Source organism: Sorangium sp. So ce1036 (assembly GCF_051369805.1).
Taxonomy (GTDB): Bacteria; Myxococcota_A; Polyangia; order Polyangiales; family Polyangiaceae; genus Sorangium; species Sorangium cellulosum_F.
In genome coordinates this window covers 580,553-598,806 of record NZ_JBBMOX010000002.1, presented here as the reverse complement: position 1 = coordinate 598,806, position 18,254 = coordinate 580,553, and the positions used below count along the sequence as shown (strand labels likewise).

Sequence of the window (18,254 nt, the reverse complement as noted above, 5' to 3'; positions counted from 1 at the left end):
CCGGATCCGTTGTGTCGCTGCGGTGACGGGCGCACCCCGCCGCCCGATCCGTGTGGCGATCTGCCCCGCGTGAGACAGCGCGCCTCGTGCCTGACGCGAGGGCGCTCATGAAGGAGGGCTGGAGAGGAGGAAGTGATCTGTGGCGCGCGGGCCTCGTCGCCTCGCGAGCCCGCAGAGCTCGATGGAGGAGAAGAGGCCCAGTCCTGGAGTGCGGCGATCAGGCGCCGCCAGCGCCGTCAATGCCGCCAGCGCCGCCTTCGCCCGTGCCGCCGCCGGCCGTGCCGCCAGCGCCACCCTCGCCCGTGCCGCCGCCGGCCGTGCCGCCAGCGCCGCCCTCGCCCGTGCCGCCGCCGGCCGTGCCGCCAGCGCCGCCCTCGCCCGTGCCGCCGCCGGCCGTGCCGCCAGCGCCGCCCTCGCCCGTGCCGCCGCCGGCCGTGCCGCCAGCGCCGCCCTCGCCCGTGCCGCCGCCGGCCGTGCCGCCGGCGCCGCCCTCGCCCGTGCCGCCGCCGGCCGTGCCGCCGGCGCCGCCTTCGCCCGTGCCGCCGCCGGCGCCGCCCTCGCCGCCGGCGCCGCCCTCGCCCGTGCTGCCGTTGCTGAGCGGATATCTCGGGTCGAGGCAGAAGAAGCCGTCAGGCGTCTCGGCGCACTCTTCGGACGTCTCGCAATCGCTCTTCTCCTCGCACTCCTTCGGGTCGTAGGTGCAGAAGCCGTGGGTATCGAGGCCGAAGAACTCGCAGCGCCCCTGCGGCACCATGCAATCGGTGTGCGCCGTGCACGCCCTGGTGCAGAGACCGGCGTCGCTGACGCCGAGCGAGGCCCCGTAGACGCAAAGACCGTTCTCGATTCCGCCGCAGTCGGACTCGAACGGATCGCCGCCGAAGCTGCAGTACTGGGAGCACGCGCCGACGCCGCCAGGGAAGACCTCGCACAGCCCGGCGCACGCGTTCTCCTCGGCGTCCGGATCGCACGCGGCGCCCAGCGGCAGGCCTTCCGGCGGCTCGTCCACGCAGAAGCCGCTCCGGAGATCGCACTTGCGATCGCCGGAGCACTGGCTGTCGGAGCCGCAGGTCGGAAGGCAGAGCACCCCGATCTGGATGTCCTGACAGCGAAGCTCCTCACGGCCTTGACACTTGTACGGATCGAGATCGTCGGCGGCGCCCCGCAGCTCGGGCTCCCCGGGCGTGCAGCCGAGGTAGCATGCGCCCTCGAGGCAGAGGCTGCCGTCGCCCTCACAGTCGCTATCTTCTTCGCAGTCCTTCGTGCAATACCCGCCTGGCGGACCGCCCTCGGGGTCGGACTCCGGAAAGCAGACCCCATCCGGACCGCAATCGGCGTCCACCTCGCACGCGGCGCCGAGGAACTCCGCGACGCCCGGCGTGGTGGTGCCGGTGGACACGGTGCTCGTGGGCGTGGTGGTGCTGGTGGTGGTCGTGGCCGTCGAGCCCCCCCCGGCGCCGTCGTCCGGGTCATCGGAGCCGCAACCCATGAACCCCGCCGAGAAGGCGCCCGCGGTGAGCAGGATCGCCGAAATCCGTTGCACTTTCATCGCTGTCTCCCGAGCCAGGAGGCCCTGCCCACCGGGGGCGCGCCTTCATGTGGTTTACCGACAGTAACGGAATCGGTGCGGCTCCGCTACACCGGACAGACCGCGGCTCGCTCGAATCGCGCCCCCGTGGAAGCCGACAGCGCGGCAGGAGGGCGCCGCCCTGCAGAATGGCAGTCGAGTGGTCTCTCGATACTCCTTCAGGGGATCCCCGGACAGGAGTTCAGACCAATTACGTGATCACTGAAACATACCGCACGGCCCTCCGCTCCGCGCCGGTGAGCGGCCAGCGATACCGGTGGTCGCCCGCGGGCGCCCAGCCGGGGAGCGACGGCGGCTCGTCGCGGGCGAGCAGGACCCAGACCTCGCGGCGCGCCGGAGGCTCCCCCGCCGTGAGCGCCGCGCCGAGGGGCAGCCACGCCTCCGGGGCGAGCGTCGCGCGGGAGATCGCCACCTCGAACGATCGCCCCGCGCGCGCGAGGTCCTCGCCGCGCGCGCGCTCGACCCGGGGCGCCCGCGCGAGCTCGCCTTGCTGGACCAGGGTGCCGGTCGCCGTCCGCAGGAAGGCCACGCGTTTCTGGAGCGGCTCGACCAGCGTCACCTCCAGGTCGGGCCGCAGGAGGGCGAGCGGCAGGCCCGGCGCGCCCGCCCCGGTGCCGACGTCGACCACGCGCCGGCCCTCGGGCACGTGCTCCGAGAGGAGCCGCGCGTCCGCGAGCATGAGATCGGCAAGCTCCTCGGCGCTCCGCGCCGCGGTCAGGTCGACCTTCGCGTTCCACGCCGCGACGAGCTCGATCCAGCGCGCGAGCGCCGCGGGGGCGCGGGCGGGGAGGCTCGCCTCGCGACCGGCGAGCAACGCCGCGATCCGCTCCGCCATCCGTTCGGGGCCGCCCAGGTCCATGCGCGCAGTGGAGCACAGGACCCGGCGCCGGGGCACCCCTCCGGCGGCGGGAGGTGGGGGAGCTCGGGGGGTTCACTTCCGGGCGGCGGGAGGTGGGGGAGCTCGGGGGGCTCACTTCCGGGCGACGGGAGGTGGGGGAGCTCGGGGGGCTCACCTCCGGGGCTTGCGTTCCGGCGAGCCCCTGTCGTGGCTCGCCTGCACTCCAGCCCCTCCGGTGAGCCCCCCGAGCTCCCCCACCTCCTCTGATGCCAGCGCGGCGGTCAGCGGCCGTGGCGCGCGCCCGTGCGTCCGCCGCGACGGCCGCCGGGGGCCGCGGCGTCGCCGAGCGGCAGGGCGCGCTGGGCGCCGAGGTCGTAGATGAGGTGGCCGGCGCCGTCGATCCGGGCGGCAGGGTTCAGCGCGTGCGGGGCGCGGGCGCCGCGGCCGAGCAGGTGGACGACCGGGAGCCCGCGCGCCACGAGGGCGTCGGCGATGAGGCGGCGGTGGCACCGCCACCAGAGCGTCTCGGCGCACATCAGGGCCATGCGCCGGCCGGCCCGGGCCTCCGCCTCGAGCTCGGCGAGCGCGCGCTGGAAGGCGTCGGTCTCCATGTGATCGGCGTAGGCCCGGAAGCTCGCGTTCTCCCAGGCGAGGTGGGGCGAGCCCTCCCGCCCGGACCGCCGGCCGCCGAGGGTGTCGCCGCGGAAGACGTACGTCACCCCGAGCGGCGGCAGCGCGCGGGCGAGCGCGTCGCGCGACAGGTGCGGCGACCGGCTCGATCCCGGGAACCTCCGGACGTCGACCAGCGTGTCGGCCGACCCCTCGCCCAGGAGCTCGACGAGCTCTTCCAGGCTGCGCGTGCCATGACCCACGGTGAAGACGGTGCCCACGGGGAAAGCGTTGCGCGGCGCCCGCGGACCGGCAACGCCGGTTCCCCCCGCCCCGGACACCGGCCCCGTCGCGGCGGTCACCCGCACAGGAGACGGGCCCAGATCGGCGTTTTCGGCGCGGAAGCGCACTCCTGTGCGCTGAGCACCGAAAACGTCGAGATGGGCCCGTATCCGAAGCGGGTGACCGCCTATCTAGCCCATCGAGCGGAGCAGGTGCTCCAGCGCGCGGCGCTCCTCCGCGTCGGTCACCGACTTGAGCGCCCGGTTCACCTCGCCCACGGCCGCCGCCGCCAGGAGCGCGACGGCCGCCGGATCGGGCGCGCCGCGGGCGCGCAGCCACGCGAGCGCCTCGTGCTCGGGGTTGATGACGATCTGGCACCGGCTCGCGTCGTAACGAACCGGCCTCCCGGAGCGGCGCTCGACGACGGAGCGCACCGGGGCGCCCTCGAGGCCCATCTCGAGGACCGCCGCGAGCAGCGCCGCGGCGAGCGGGCTCTCCGCCTCCCCTTGCGGCCCGGCCACCGCGTCGAGCCGCGCGTCCCCGCCGCCGATCAGGTCGCGGACGCCGCGCCACAGCGCGGACGCCCACGCGCGCACGCCCCGCTCGGAGCGCGGCGCCCCCGCGGCGACCTCCACGGCCGGCACGCGCTCGGGGTCCTGCTGGGCCCCGAGGACGGCCTCGGCGCCGGGGACGCACGGCGCGCCCTCACCCCCCGTCGCTCCCTCGCCTCCCTGCGCGCCCTCGCCCCCCGCCGCGTCATCGCCTCCCTGCGCGCCCTCGCCCCCCGCCGCGATCCCCCCGGCCGGGGCCGGCGCGCTGGGCGCGCCGAGCTCGCGCAGCACGCCGGGGGCGGCGCGGTGGCGCAGCACCTCGACGAGCGGCGAGCCCTCGTCGAGCAGCACGAACGACGGCGCCCCGCCCGGAAAATCGCCGCCCGCGCCCCCGCGGCCGTCGGAGATCCACAGGCGGCGCCGCGCCGCGAGCTCCGCGCGGATCTCCGCCGGGCCGACGCGCTCCCCGGCGACGGTCCGCGCCGCGAGCGTGCCGCCCTCCAGCCGGTCGAGCAGGTGCAGGTTCCACAGGTACGGCGCCGCGGCGGGCTCGTCCGAGAGCTCGGCCGCCATCGACGCGGCGGCCTGCATCGCGAGCTCCGCGACCGCGTCCCAGCGCCCGCCCGGCGGCCAGACGAGGAGCATGCCCTCGACCGGCGGCCGCCCGATCACGCCGCCCGCGTCGCGATCGACGCGCAGCTCGCGCGGCGTGAACGCGCCGCGCAGCCCGCCCCCCGAGGCCCCGCCGGCGGCGCCCGCCGTGGGCGTCGCCACGAGCACCCGCGGCGCGCGCGGCCACCGCGCCGGCAGCCAGAGCACGCCGATCACGAGCAGGAGCTGCTGCCAGCCCTGGACCACGTCGACCCACCGGGTCGCGAGCGCGTCCGCGGGCGGCGCGAGCTCGGCGCGCAGCCACCGCGCCGCGGCCTCGCGCACCGCCCGCCGGAGCCGCTCCGCGTCCGCGCTCTTCCCGAGCCCGTCGAAGGTGTCGTTCGGCGCGAGCGCGTCGTCGTTGATCGCCGCGCACAGCGGCCACCCCTCGCCCGCGTCGATCGCGCACAGCGGGCGGCGCCCCACGTGCACCGCGATCTTCGCCGCGCCGGCGCGCTCCGGCACGAGCAACCCCATCTCGCCGTACGCCACGGGCTCGCCCGCCCGCGCGCCCGCCCACGGCTCGAACGGCGTGACCTCGAAGCACGCCGCGCGCGCGGCCTCGTCGAGGCCGATGGTGACGAGCGGCGGCGCCGCGAGGCGCGCCTCGGCCGCGAGATCGCGCGCGATCGCCAGGGTGGCGTCGTTGACGAGCACGGCGGTCGAGAGCTGCAGCCGCTCGGCCTCGCTGAGCCGGAGGACCGGCCGGCCGTAGCTCCGCTTCGGGTACGGCGGCGGCGCCGAGGTGCACAGCCACCCGGCGGCCGCCGCCCGCCGCAGATCGTCGAGCGACCAGTAGCGGCCCTCGATGTCCTGGAAGACCGGCGCGCTCGCGGCCCGCGCGACGAGGCGCTTGCCGGACGCCAGCGTCGTCAGCACCCCGCGGCGCGTGTGGCTCCGCGCGAACGGCGGCAGCTCGTCGAAGCGCGGCGCGAGCGAGATCAGGTAGCGGCCCGCGACCCGGGCGAGCTTCGTCAGCAGCGCGCGCGTCTCGGCCCGCGACGGGTCGTCCGCGCCGGTGCGGGCCACGATCCGCAGCGGGATCGGGAGCTCCGCCTCCACCCGGCGCTCCGCGCCGTCCGGCCCGACGAGGCGGACGTCCGACGCCGGCCCCTCGATGATCTCGAGCTCGCCCTCGGCCTCCCGGACGTGCAGCGCGGCGAGGCGCACCCTGAGCCGCGGGTGCGGCGGCGCGCCCGGCAGCACCGGCGCGCCGCGGACGCTCCGGGCGGCGGCGTCGCGCCGCGGCCCCTCGCCGGCGGCGGCGCGGCGCTCCCGCTCGAGGGCCGCGCGCCGCCGCCGCGCCGGCAGCCCGCCGTGCGCCATCGCGGCGCGCCCGCCGGCCCAGCGCAGGAACGCCGCGCCCTCCCGGTCGTCGCGGACGAGGACCGGGTACCACGAGAGCGTCTCGAAGCCGGGCGCCTCGTGGAGCACCGGGATCGACGATCTCCCCGGGTGCGCCGCCTCGATGGTCTCGAGCGAGCACGAGACCACCTCGCCGCGCGCGTCGAGCATGCGGAGCAGCGACAGGCGCCGGAGGCGCGCCCCGAGCTCGCCGAGGGCGGGCTCGACGGGGCTGCGCCGGGCCTGCTCCGCGATCGCCCGCGCGCAGTCGAGGAGGTAGGCCGTCACCCGGGTGTCCGGCCGCCCGCGGTCGCGGAGCGGGTCGCCCCGGAGGCCGAGCCGCGCGCGCGCCGCGCCGTCGCCCTCGAGCGCGGCCACGAGCGCCTCGCAGAGCTCGCGCTCGGCCGCGTGGACGGCGGCGTCGTTGCGCGGCGACAGGAGGCTGCCCCAGCCCCTGCCGGGCACGGCGGCGTCGTCGTCGATCGCGATCGCGACGGGGCCGAGCAGCGGCGCCCTGGGCGGCGCGGCGAGCGGCTGCGCGGCGTGGTGCCACGCCTCGGCCATCGCGTCGCTGGGCGTGACGAGCGCGACGGAGCCGGGACGGACGACCTCGAGGACCGGCGCGCCGGCGGCGCCGGGCCCCGCGAGCTCCTCCAGGGCCGCGGCGAGCGCGCGCCGGCGCGCGGGGCCCCGCGCCGCGAGCTCGTCCTCGGTGAAGAGCCCCGGCGTGTAGAGGACGAGCTCGCGATCCGGGAGCGCGGCGGCGAGCCAGTCGAGCTCGCGCTGCGAGGCGGCGAGCACGGGCCGCCCGTCGACCGCGCGCCCCCGCGCGTCGGGCGGCGCGACGCACAGGCCGCGCGACGCCCGCGCGAGCGCGGACAGGCCCTCCAGGCTCATGAACCGGCCCGTCACGAGCATGGGCCAGATCCGCGCCTTCAGCAGGCCCTCGAAGGCCGACGGCGCGAGGTCGTCGCCGGGCGGCGGCGTCACGCCGCCCTGGCCATCCGGGACGCCGAGGCGCGGCGGCGCGCAGAACAGCGCCCCGATCGCGGCCCGGAGCGGGGCGCGCAGGCGCGCGAGCTCGCGCTCGGACGGCGCGCCGCGCGCCGCCGCGCCCGGGAGCACGGGCCTCGGGCCGAACAGCCGCCGCGCCTCGCGGTCGGCGGCGGCGAGCGCGACCCGGAGGGCGTGGCGGACCGCGCGGAAGAAGCGCTCGTCGCGCTCGACGCCCTCGTAAGAGAAGCGGGGCCGGACGCGCCCCTCCCACGCGAGCGCGATCTCGACCGGCAGGGGGACGGCGGCCGGATCGAGCTCGACGGTCTCGAGGTGCCGCCCCTCGACGAACACGCGGACCTCGGCCCTGCGCCGGGCGTCGCCGTCGCCCGCGAACACGGCGAGCTCGCCGCGGAGGCCCGTGAGCGGGCCCTCGCGCTCGTGGAAGGCGGCGCGGAGCGCGTGCTCGGGGGAGGGCGGCACGACGGGCTCGCCGGTCGCGTGGCGGAGGAACGCCCTGCGGCGCTCGGCGCCGAGCCTGGCCTGCTCGAACATGACCTCGGCGTCGGCGAGCGGGAGCCCGGCGAGGGCGCGCTCCACGAGGCCCCCGCGGCAGCGGAGGACGTCGTGGGCCCAGGGGGAGAGCTCGTCCGGGAGGTCGGCGTCGCCGCGCAGGAGGAAGAGGGGCGACCCGTCGCGCGCGTCGAGCGACGCCAGGGAGACCGGCCGCCCGAGGCCGTCGCGGAGCAGCGGCAGCGCGCGCACGGCCTCCGCGGCGGCGGGCAGCGCGTCGCCCGCGCGCGCGGCGCCGGTCGCGACGCACGCGAACGCCGCGAGCGCGTCCTCGAGCCGGTCCGGCTCGAGGTCGACGACGGCGACGCTCTCGGGGACGGCGCCGTCGCCGCAGACGAGCGCGGTGAGCGCCGCGAGGGCGTCGAGCAGCGCGGCGGTGGCCGCCTCGCGGAGCAGCGGCCGGAGGGGCGCGTCCTCGCGCAGCGCCGAGCGCGACGCGTTGGTGGGCAGCTCGTCCGCGTCGGCGACGATGCGGACCGGGAGCTCGACGCCCTGGTAGGGCGCCGAGGGGAACCGCGGGGCGAAGCTCCAGCGCTGGCGGACGAGCCGCACGCCGCGCTCGAGGTAGTCGATGACGGGGAGGCCGGAGAGGGGTGGGGAGAGGGGTGGGGAGGGCGGTGGTGCGAGGGGTGCCGGGAGCGGCGTCGACAGCGGCGAGACGAGCGGCGACGAGCGCAGCGCGGCGCGCGACGACTGCGGCCCCGAGCGCGACGACTGCGGCCCTGAGCGCGACGACTGCGGCCCCGAGCGCGACGACTGCGGCCCCGAGCGCGACGACTGCGGCCCCGAGCGCGACGACTGCGGTCCCGAGCGCGACGACTGCGGCCCGGAGAGCGCGACGGCGCGGGAGCTCGGGACGGCCGCGTCGTCCGGCGCGCTCGGGGGCGCGACGATCTCCAGCGCCGCGCTGCGCACGCCGCGCACGCGGAACGGCACGCGGAGGAGCACGGCGCGCCCGAGGGTCGGCGACGCGCGGCGGAGCGGCTCGCCGCCGAGCGTGATCGGGATCGGGAAGTCGCCCGTCGCGGCGGCGAGGTGGCCGAGCTCGGGCGGCAGATCGCCCGTGATCGCCCGCTTCAGCACGGACCAGCCGAGCCGCCGCCGCACCTCGATCCGCATGCCGGACGCGGGCATGCCGGGCGGCCGCGGCACCTCGTCGCAGGCCGGGGCGGCGGCCGGGGCGAGCGGCTCGGCGGGCGCCTCGAGCAGGGCGGGCGTGAAGCGCACCCGGGCGCAGGTCGCCCCGGGGGCCTCGCCGGACGGGCCGCGGCCGGTCGTGAGCAGATCGACGCGCGCGGGGCGCAGCCCGAGCGCCGCGTTCACGCCGAGGGCGAGCAGGCGGAGCCGCCGGGACGGCTCGTCGGGCGTGGGGTTGAGCAGGTGGTCGAGGAGCCGCGTCAGGACGGGCGCGTCGAGCGGCTCGCCGTCGAAGGTCAGGGAGACGTCGTCGGCGTCGTAATCGAGGTCGATGCGGGTCGCGCCGCCGGCCGCGGCCGCGCGGACGAGCTCGAGCAGGTAGAGGTCCAGATCGACGAGCAGGTGCTCCCTGAGCTTCTGGACGGCGCGCCGGGCATCGACGCGGATCGCGCCGCGGGCGACGACACGGCTCACCGCGGGAGCCCCTGAGGTGCGCCGGGCGCGCCGTGGAGATCGCCCGCGCCGCGCGCGCTGCTCGCGGGCGCCTTCGCGCCGGGCGCCGCGCCCGGAGGCGCCTTCGCGCCGCGCGCGCTGCTCGCGGGCGCCTTCGCGCCGGGCGCCGCGCCCGGAGGCGCCTTCGCGCCGGGCGCCGCGCCGGCGGGCGGCGGCGGGCGCGCCGCGACGTCGAGGAGCCGGTCGCTGTCGTCGGGATCGAGCGGCCCCCTGGCCTCGACGAGCAGCGCGCGCGCGAGCAGGTTGCCGGCGGTGACGGCGTCGAGGGCGGCGCGCCTGCGCGCGAGCGCCACCGCGTCGCTCTCGACGTTGAGGTACAGCGTGTACCCGGGCCGCCAGCGCGCCGCGCAGCGGGCGACGTCGCGCGCCGCGTGGCAGGAGCGCCCGGGCCCGCCGGCGGCCTGCGCGCGCGCGGGCAGGAGGATCGCGCTGCGCTGCCGGAGCGCGCCGTCGATCTGGCAGAGGCGGACCCCGGCGACCGCGTGCCGGGCGCGGGCGAGCGCCTCGGCGACGACCGTGAGCAGCGCGGCGTCGCCCTCGGAGGCGCTCTCCGGCGCCTCGCGCACGAGCAGGTAGGCCGCGCGCACCTCCTCGATGCGCGCGAGCGGGAAGCACTGCGTGAGCAGCGAGAGGACGGCGGGGTGGCAGCACAGCACGACGGGCAGGCCGCCCTGCGTGACGGCCTCGGTGAGCGCGTCGGGCCGCTGGGCGACGAGCAGCGGCTCGCGCCCCGGCGCGAGCGACCGGAGGCCGGCGCGCGCCCGGTCGCCCGCGAGGGGGTTCGCGAGCGGGAACGGGATCTCGTCCGGATCGAGCGCGGTCGGCGGCGTCAGCGCGGCCTCGAGCAGGGCCACGTACTCGGCGACGGCCGCGCTGGCCGCGACGGCCACGCCGCCCGCGCCGCGAGCGACGGCCGCGACGCCTGCGCCGGCCGCGCCGCGCGCGAGGCCTGCGCCGGCCGCGACGCCCGCGCCGGCCGCGGCGGCCGAGGCGGCGGCGGCGGCGGCGGGCGCGAGGCGGGCGGCGAGCTCGCGCCGGAGCGGCCCCTTCACGAGCTCGCGCACGCGGGCGAGCGCCTCCCAGAAGGCGTCGTCGCGGCGGACGTTGTCGCGGCTCAGCGTGTGCTGGAGGCGGGGGCTCATCACCTTGAACCGCACGCCGGACAGCCCGCTCAGGACCTCGTCCGCGGTCTCGAAGAGGGTGAGGCCGCGGTTGTAGAAGCCCGCGAAGCTCTGGCCGTGCTCGACGGCGGCGTCGCGGCTCACGTGCTGCGCGAAGCGATGCGCGCCGGCCGAGGGGCCGACCACGAGCGTGGCGTCGCCCTCGACCGAGGTCACGGACACGGGCGCCGCGACGGTGAGCGGGCCGTCGATGCGCTCGACGCGCGCCCTGGCGAGGGCGTCGGGGCCGGCGATGCCGAGGGTGATCTCGCACTCGGCGTGGCGGCACCAGCGGCGGAGGGCGGCCCGCGCGCGCCGCGCGTGCTCGACGAACGCCTCCCGGGTGAGCTGCTTGAACAGGGTGACGCGGGTGCCGCTGCCCTCGCGCGGGCCGGCGTCCTCGAGCTCGTAGCTCGTGTCGCCGAGCAGCCGGAGGCGGTAGGCCTTTCCGTCGCGCCACGTCTCCACCTCGACGTGCTCGGGCTGGATGGCGAACACGGAGACGAACCCGACGCCGTACTTGCCGATCTTGCCGACGTCGCCCTCCTTGGACGAGCTGAAGAGCGTGAGGAGCGGCCCCTCGATGTCGTCGCGGGACATCCCGGCCCCGTCGTCCGCGACCGAGGTGGCCGAGGCGCCGGGCAGCGCCTCGACGCGGACGGCGATCGTCCGCGCGCCGGCGTCCATGCCGTTCTGGACGAGCTCGCGGAGGAAGGCGTACGGGTCGGCGAACTGCTGCACCATGTCCGCCACGGGGCCTGGCGGCGGGCCCTGGGGGGCGGGCCGGCGGTCCTCGTGGAGGGAGCGATAGGGTGCCATGGCGCCCTGCGAGGCTATCACACGGCCAGGCTGAGCCTCGGGGCTGTGCCGGAGGACTCATGAGGATCCCGCGAGGCGCCCGCCCCGGGGAGGCTCGGAGGCTGGACGCGACCACCACGGCTCGCGGCCGGGGCTCTGGGATTGGTCGGCGCTACCTCCACGCCTCGCAGACGGGGCGCCGAGGTTGGTCGACGCAACCATCACCCCTCGCCGACCGGGCTTCGGGGATGGTCGGCGCTACCTCCACGCCTCGCCGACGAGGCTCCGGGATGCTCGGCGCTACCTCCACGCCTCGCCGACGGGGCTCCGGGATGGTCGGCGCTACCTCCACGCCTCGCCGACGGGGCTCCGGGGATGGTCGGCGCATCCTCCACGCCTCGCCGACGGGCCCAGGGGGGCGCGTCTGTTGACCGTCGTATTACCAGTGAAATCTCGGCATGTTGACGAGGATCTCTGGAGCCCTGGTGTCGCCATCGGTCGAATGCCCTCTCGTCATCAGCGCGCTCGACTGGCACGGTTCCGACGGCCTGGGCAGCTTGACGCCACAACTCGCCCTTCTACCCTCGGCAGGATGCAAAACCTCACGCTGTCCGACCTGAAGCTCGGACTCACCGACCTGTTCGACAAGCGAAGATCAGCGCTCCTGCGCTCCAGCTCCGGCAAGACCTACGAGCCGATGCTCGCGAGGAAGCTGGCGGAGATCTCCGCGCTTCCGCCCGCCGTCGTCGGCGGGAGGGCCCTCGCCGCGGAGCTCGACGAGACCGACGCGGAGCACGACAGCCTCGGCAAGGCGGTCTGGCACATGACCGAGGCTTACCTCCAGCACCCGCAGATCTCGCCGGAGACGGCCGCCGCGGCGGCGCGGATCCGGCGCGCCTTCATCCCCGCGCTGTCCGAGCTCAAGGCGAGCTACGCGGACGAGGCGACGGCGGCCATCGAGCGCAAGAAGGTCCTCGGAGAGCACAGGGCCGATCTCGAGCGCTTCCCCGTCGCCGAGGGGGAGACCCTCTATCACTGGATCAGCGGCTTCCTCGGCGCCGGCGAGCGACTCCACTCCATGCTGAGCGACCGCGCCGACGTGAGGGAGACGTCCCGCAAGGGCGCCGGCGCGCTCCGCGCCGCCACGATAGGCCTCCTCTCCCGCCTGCGGGCGGGCCTCGCCGACGAGGTCGAGCACACCCCGGAGCTGCCGCGCGACCTCGACGCCCAGGTGTTCGGCTACCTGGACGAGCTCCATGGCCCCCGCGCCGCCGCGGCCAGGGCGAAGAAGGCGAAGAAGGCCGCGCCCGGGGCGGCGGAGCCGGCCGAGGAAGCCGTGTCGACCGAGATTACCTGAACGTCCGCTCGTTGGTCTCGCGGCCGGCAGCTCGCGGCCTTCGGGTCCTGGCCCCCTCTCGCGCCGCGCGCTGCCACTTGGCCGGGGGGTCTGCCTGATGGCGCGCCGATCGGATCCGTCGTGTTTCACACCACCCACGTGCGTTAGGGCGCAGCGCTCGCCTCCCAGCGCTGCGCCCTCGTCGTAGTAGTCGGCTTCTCCACGGCCCCAGCGGACAGCACCGCGTCTCGCCGCCACCCCCTGGACATCAGCCAGGAGCTCGAAGCTCTTCTTCGAGAAGGACATCGTCCTCGATCCTGAGGATTGCCATCTTCTCCCCGTCCTCACCCTGGACATGAAAGTACCCGGACAGATCAAGCCCGAGGAGCACCATCTCGCTTAGCACGCAGCGAAGCATGACTAGCCCTTCCTCCGTCACATCTGCCCCGTAGAATACATATCGCGTCCAGTTGATTGGCTCACCGCTCCAGCACCACCCCTTCATATAGAGCTGCGCTTTCTCATCGTCGCCCCATCGCACACGCATTGTCGAAATGATGGATATGACATCCGGAAAGGCCTCGGGCGACATCTCCAACCAACCGCGAACCGAGTAGAAGTATGACATGATTATCGCCTGTGGCTGCGCTCTCGCTCGATGGTCGACAAGTTCACGCGAGCACCATGACTCGCATCGGCTGGTCAGGAGGAGCAGCCGCCTCCTGTCGACGGGGGTAGACCGACGCGCACTTCGGCCCCCTTTTCTTCGATGTAGTCGCGAACTTCAGGATGCGGCTCCTCTTTGAACCAATAAACCGGCTTCTTGCCGTATTGACCCGCAAGACGCACCGTCTCCTTGATTTGAACCCTGGTGCTTTTACTCAAAAAATTCTTCGGCTTGGCGATTGCAGTAGACGAATCCTTTGCCTGAATAAGCTCCGTGGATGTCACCGAGTCAAATTCTCGGTTGTCAATTATCTGCGATGTTCCCCCGCTGACTCTTCTCACCTCTTCTTCCCAGGCTTTCCCTGCCTCACCGAATATCTTGCCTTTTGCAAGACCAAGGGGATCGATGTGAACGGTCGGACTGCCATTGAACATGAACAGCTGCCGGCTTCCGGTTATCCCCAGCGGATCCGGGCTGCACCACCCCCCCGTCTCCGGATCGAAGAACCGGAACCGCGTGTAGCAGAGCCCCGTCTCGTCATCCGCGTACTGTCCCAGCAGCCGGAACGGCGACTCCACGGGCGTCTTGTGGTTGAGCGCGCTGATCGGATCGCGCTGCACCTCGACGACCTTGCCCCAGGCCGAGTGCGCCGCCGCCCACGCGACGAGCCCGCCCGGGTCGAGCAGCTCCTTCGGCATGCCGAGGTGGTCGTTGATGTACGTGAGCACGCGCCCGTCCTGTTGCTGGAGCAGCGGGACGAACGTCCCCGGCGCGTGCACGAACGTCCGCGCCCCCCGCTCCCGGTCGACCTCGGCGGCGAGCTCATCCCCATCCCAGACGAAGTCCACCACGCGGGGCCGGCCGACCAGGGCCGCGCCGATCACCTCCTTGCGTATCCGCCTGCCGAAGGCGTCATAGGTCATGACGACCCGCGTGCCATCCGGGAGCCGCACCTCGCGCAGCCGGTCGCGGCAGTCCCAGGTGTACCGGGTCATGTCCTGCTCGGTCGCGGCCCCGCCGTTCGGGTGGTTCTCCCGGTAGCGCGACAGCTCCACCTTGGCGGTGCGCCGCCCGCGCGCGTCGACCTCGTACGCCGCCGCCTCGGTCCTGCGCAGCACGCCGCCGCGCTCGATCCGCCACGACGGCTGCATCCAGTCCTGCGCCGGCTGCGCCTGCGCCAGCACCCCCGCGCCGCCGCGCTCCGCGAGCTCCTCGAGCATCCGCGTGATCGAGCCAGCCGGATCGTACGTGAAGACCTCGCGTCGCTCCCCCCGCTGCGCGGACAGTAACCTGTCGACGCGATCGTAGCGGTACGCCGTCGCCCCCCAGCGCGCGTCGTCGATGCGCTCGACGCGCCCGCGCGCGTCGTAGAGCCACTGCCGCGCGACCAGCACCTTCGGCACCCCCGGCGCCGGCGCCGTCGCGCGCTGCTCGATCAGCCGGTCCATCGCGTCGTAGGCGCTCCGCACCGCGATGCCCGCCGCGCCGTCCTCGCCCGCCTTGGCGCTCGTCCGCTGGATCTCCCGCCCGAGCACGTCGCGCTCGAACGCCATCCGATGCCCGTCGTGCTCGATCGCGCTCAGCGCGTCGAGCGCGTCATACACATACCGCGTCCTCGCGCCGTCCGGCATCACCCGCTCGACGCGCCGCCCGCGGGCGTCGTAGGCGTAGCGCACCACCTTGTCGCCCTGCCGCGCGCATACGACGCGCCCGAACGCGTCGCGCTCGAACCACGTCTCGACGCGCTGCCCGCTCGCCTCCTCCAGCACCGCGCCGATCAACCGCCCCATCCGGTCGCGCGCGTAGCCGATCACCCCGTCCGGCGTCTCGTCGCCGATCAGGTTCCCCGCGCGGTCATGGAACAGGTTGCGCCACGTCTCGTCCGCCCGGTGCTCGATGCGCCCGAGCCGGCCCGAGCTGCGGTAGCCGTAGCGCAGCGTGCGGCCATCGAACGTGTCCTCCTGCCCGACCCTGCCCGCATCGTCATAACGGAAGACGTACTCTTCGCCCCTGGGGTTGATGACGACCTGGAGCCGCTCCTTCTTCGTGTACGCGAAGCGCCACACGCCCCCGCCCGGCTCGACCACCTGCGCCAGCACGCCCGTGCCCTGGTAAGCGAGCTGCGTCGTCTGCCCCAGCGCATCGACCAGCCGCACCGGGTTGCCCATGCGGTCGTAGGTCGCGACCGTCCGCGTCCCGTCGGGCCGCTCGACGCGGATCGGCCGGCCCATCCGGTCGTACGCCACGCGCGTCGTCCGCCCGAGCGCGTCGGTCTGCGACACCGGCCGGCCCATCCCGTCGTGCGCGTAGGTCGTCCGCGCGCCGCGCGCGTCGGTCTCGGCGATCACGTTGTGCCGCGCGTCGTGCTCGTAGCCGAACAGCAGGCCGCCCTGCCCGCCGCCGTGTCCGTGGATGCCCGTCACGCGGCCGTGCGCATCGCGCGCGAACGCGTACGCCTCGCCCGTCGGGAACAGCACCGCGCTCACCTCGCCGCGCGCGTCGCGGATCACCTGCGTGACGAGCCCCTCGGGGCCGATCTGCCGCACCACGAGGTCGCCCTCGACCTCCCACCGCGTCTCGTTGCCGAGCGCGTCGACCTCGCGGATCAGGTTGCCCCGCGCGTCGTACCAGCGCTGCACGCCCTCGCCCGCGCCGTTCACCTCCGCGACCAGGCGCGCGTCCTCGTCGTACGCCCGCTCCCACAGCACCGTCCCGTCGGGCAGCGCGGCGCGTGTCACCAGGCCGTCGGCGTTCCAGGTGTACACCCGCGGCTCCTCGCCACGGACCTCGGTCGTCCTCGCCCGCGCGTCGCGGCAGAGCTCGACCTCGTGCAGCCCGTCGTTTCCGCCCGTCTTCCGGCACCGGGATCCGTGGCGGTCCTCGTAGGCGTACCAGAACCGCTCGCCGTTCTTCAGCGTCGCCGACGTCATGCGGTGGCGGACGTCGTAGTCGTAGCGTTCCACCCCGCCCACCGCATCGATCGCCGCGATCAGACACCCCGCGTCGCCATATCGGTACTCGACCCACTGCTCCAGCCGTCGCTCCGCCCACAGCTCGAGGCGCGTGATCCGCCCCTCCTCCCATCGCACCTCGAGCTCCCGACCCGCGGTATCGACGATCCGGACGAGCCGCTCGCCCTCGTGCTCCAGCCGGATCTCGTTGCCATGCACGTCCCGGATCGCCCGGAGGCGCGCCCTCGTCCCGTCGCCCTCCGCCGCGAACACCCGCACATGGCGCGCGTCGAGCGCCACCACCCGGAACTCGCGCGCGCCGTCGCGGTGGAGCTCCAGCCGCTCGCGCCGGTGGAACGTCGTCTCCCCCGGCCCGACCTTCTCGAACCAGATCCATCGCCCCTCGCCGTCGCGCAACGCGAGGACCTCGTCTCCCTCTTCGATCCATTGCTCGCAGGAAGACGCCCACCCCGGCCCGAACGCCCCGTCCCGCTCCTCGTGACGCGCGGACGAGTAATGGCGCGCCCAGACGAGCGGGATCCTCCCCGGAGCGGCGATGTCCACCGCCGCGTCGACCACCGCGCCGCTCGTGACATCGACCGGGTGTCCCTCGGTCGTGCACTCCTCCAGCGGCGGCGACGACGACTTCCCTGCCTTCGCCCCCTTGTGGCTCCCCCCGCCACCTGCCCCTCCGCCGCCGCCCGGCGCGCTCGGTCCGCCGCCGCCCGGCGCGCCGGCGCCGCCGCCGCCGCCTCCGCCGCCCGTGCCCCCGGCCCCGCCGGCCCCGCCCGCGCTCGTCCCGGCGCCGGCGGTCACCGACTTGTTCATCTGCCCCATGCTGCCGGTGATCCCGGCCATCCCGAGCTCGATGAGCACGTTCGGCGCGCCGAGCCACGGGAAGCAGGGCCCCCCTGTGTTGAGGCTCAACGTCTCCTTCAAGGTGCCCGGCTCGTTGCCGTGACACGCCTTCATGCACCCGCCGACCGTCAGGATCTTCTTTCCCTCGATCTTCGTGCGCATCGGCGCGTCGATGACCCCTTCGGCCACCGTGCCCATCGTGGGGTAGGGGATCGGCAGCGGGCTCGGCGCCGCCGGCGTCGTGCACACGCTCACGGCCATGCCCGTCATCTGGTGACCCGAGCCCTCATGGACGGTATCCAGGCTCAGCGCCGTGACCTTCCCCATGACCGGGAAGCATCGCGCGTAAGCGGGCGCACCGTCAAGGCGACGCCGGCCGCGCGGCGGCGAGATCGGCCGCGCGGGCGCGCCGGCTAATGGGCCACGTGCGGATTCGACAGCGCGGCGGCCAGCTTGTCGAGGAGCCAGACGGTGCCCTGCTCGCGGCCTGGCGCATCGTCCTTGTTGCCGAAGAAGACGCCTTGTTCGGTCATCCGCAGGTGAGTGCCCGTGCCTTCCGGCAGGAACTCTACCGAGGCGAGCGACACCGACAGCTTCTTGTCGTCCACATACATGTCGTAGGCGTAGACGAGGAGCCGGTTGGGGACGATCTCATGGAAGCGGGCGTCGAAGTACGAGACCTTGCCGTCCGGGAAACGACCTTTCGCGGTCTCGCGCCCGCCCGGGCGGAACTCGAAGACGCGTTCGAGCTCGGTCCACCCGTCCGGTCCGGCAAACCAGCGCGCCTTGGCCTTGGCGCTGGCCCAGGCCGAGAAGACGCGCTCCGGAGCATAAGGATACGAGCGGTCGAGGACGAAGGAGGAGCAGTGGACAGGCTGTTCGATCATTGGGCATTTCCTTTGCGCTCAAGCTCTTCGGCGAGGAGGTACTCGTCGAGCTTGTCGAGGTGGCGGTTCCATTCGGCGCGACGCTGGGAGATCCAGCGCTCGAGCTCGTTCAGGCCCCGGGGATCCATGCGGCAGGTCCGGACACGGCCGACCTTCTCGGTCCGAACCAGCCCGCTCTTCTCCAGGACACCGATGTGCTGGACCACGGCCGCCAGCGAAATGCCGAGCGGCGCGGCCAGCTCGCTGACCGACTTGGCGCCCCTGGCGAGCGCTTCCACCAGCGCCCTGCGCGTCGGGTCGCCGAGAGCATGGAAGACGTCGGCGGCGGGTCCATGGTTAAGCACGGACTAAAGCGTAGTGCGTGCGATGAGGACAGTCAAGCGGGCACTAAAGTAACGATCGCGCCCCCGCCGACCGACGAGCGCGCGCGTTGCCCCCACCGCCGTCACCGCCGCCCGGCGCACCTCGGCGCCGTTGTCCTGCCCGGGGCGCCCGCGGCCGGAGCGCCGGCTGCGGGCGCT

The 18,254-nt window shown here is 75.0% G+C and carries 10 protein-coding genes; 1 reads left to right on the top strand and 9 read right to left on the bottom strand.

Annotated elements, in window-relative coordinates; genetic code table 11:
* Positions 1–217 precede the first annotated feature (217 nt).
* The 5 genes from WMF31_RS39265 to WMF31_RS39245 all read right to left on the bottom strand — a co-directional run bounded on the left by WMF31_RS39265 (position 218) and on the right by WMF31_RS39245 (position 11,055).
* Entirely contained in the window at positions 218–1,546 is a 1,329-nt protein-coding gene (locus WMF31_RS39265) for a hypothetical protein (protein ID WP_436607006.1), read from the bottom strand.
* A 229-nt stretch (positions 1,547–1,775) separates the two neighbouring features.
* On the bottom strand, positions 1,776–2,444 hold the full coding sequence (locus WMF31_RS39260; protein ID WP_436607005.1) for a 16S rRNA (guanine(527)-N(7))-methyltransferase RsmG: 669 nt from the start codon (positions 2,442–2,444) through the stop codon (positions 1,776–1,778).
* Between the two features lie 260 nt (positions 2,445–2,704).
* Complete coding sequence (locus WMF31_RS39255; RefSeq protein ID WP_436607004.1) at positions 2,705–3,313, bottom strand: DUF488 domain-containing protein; 609 nt, start codon at positions 3,311–3,313, stop codon at positions 2,705–2,707.
* Between the two features lie 192 nt (positions 3,314–3,505).
* Positions 3,506–9,037: a hypothetical protein gene (locus WMF31_RS39250; protein WP_436607003.1), complete on the bottom strand. Its 5,532-nt coding sequence runs from the start codon at positions 9,035–9,037 to the stop codon at positions 3,506–3,508.
* A complete protein-coding gene (locus tag WMF31_RS39245; RefSeq protein WP_436607002.1) occupies positions 9,034–11,055 on the bottom strand; it encodes a sacsin N-terminal ATP-binding-like domain-containing protein in 2,022 nt (673 codons plus the stop codon). The genes WMF31_RS39250 and WMF31_RS39245 overlap by 4 nt, the downstream gene beginning before the upstream one ends.
* Positions 11,056–11,626: 571 nt before the next feature.
* On the opposite strand from WMF31_RS39245, the gene WMF31_RS39240 reads away from it, so the two are divergent.
* Complete coding sequence (locus WMF31_RS39240) at positions 11,627–12,391, top strand: hypothetical protein (RefSeq protein ID WP_436607001.1); 765 nt, start codon at positions 11,627–11,629, stop codon at positions 12,389–12,391.
* A gap of 247 nt (positions 12,392–12,638) precedes the next feature.
* Here the strand turns inward: WMF31_RS39240 and WMF31_RS39235 are convergent, their stop codons facing one another.
* From WMF31_RS39235 to WMF31_RS39220, 4 genes are all read right to left on the bottom strand, one after another.
* Positions 12,639–12,998: a hypothetical protein gene (locus WMF31_RS39235; protein WP_436607000.1), complete on the bottom strand. Its 360-nt coding sequence runs from the start codon at positions 12,996–12,998 to the stop codon at positions 12,639–12,641.
* Positions 12,999–13,072: 74 nt separating this feature from the next.
* Positions 13,073–17,173: a restriction endonuclease fold toxin gene (locus WMF31_RS39230; RefSeq protein ID WP_436606999.1), complete on the bottom strand. Its 4,101-nt coding sequence runs from the start codon at positions 17,171–17,173 to the stop codon at positions 13,073–13,075.
* Between the two features lie 86 nt (positions 17,174–17,259).
* Positions 17,260–17,733 carry an SRPBCC family protein gene (locus WMF31_RS39225; protein ID WP_436606998.1) on the bottom strand — a complete coding sequence of 158 codons (474 nt, stop codon included), beginning with the start codon at positions 17,731–17,733 and terminating at the stop codon, positions 17,260–17,262.
* Complete coding sequence (locus WMF31_RS39220; protein WP_436606997.1) at positions 17,730–18,077, bottom strand: ArsR/SmtB family transcription factor; 348 nt, start codon at positions 18,075–18,077, stop codon at positions 17,730–17,732. Before WMF31_RS39220 ends, WMF31_RS39225 begins: the two co-directional genes overlap by 4 nt.
* Positions 18,078–18,254 lie beyond the last annotated feature (177 nt).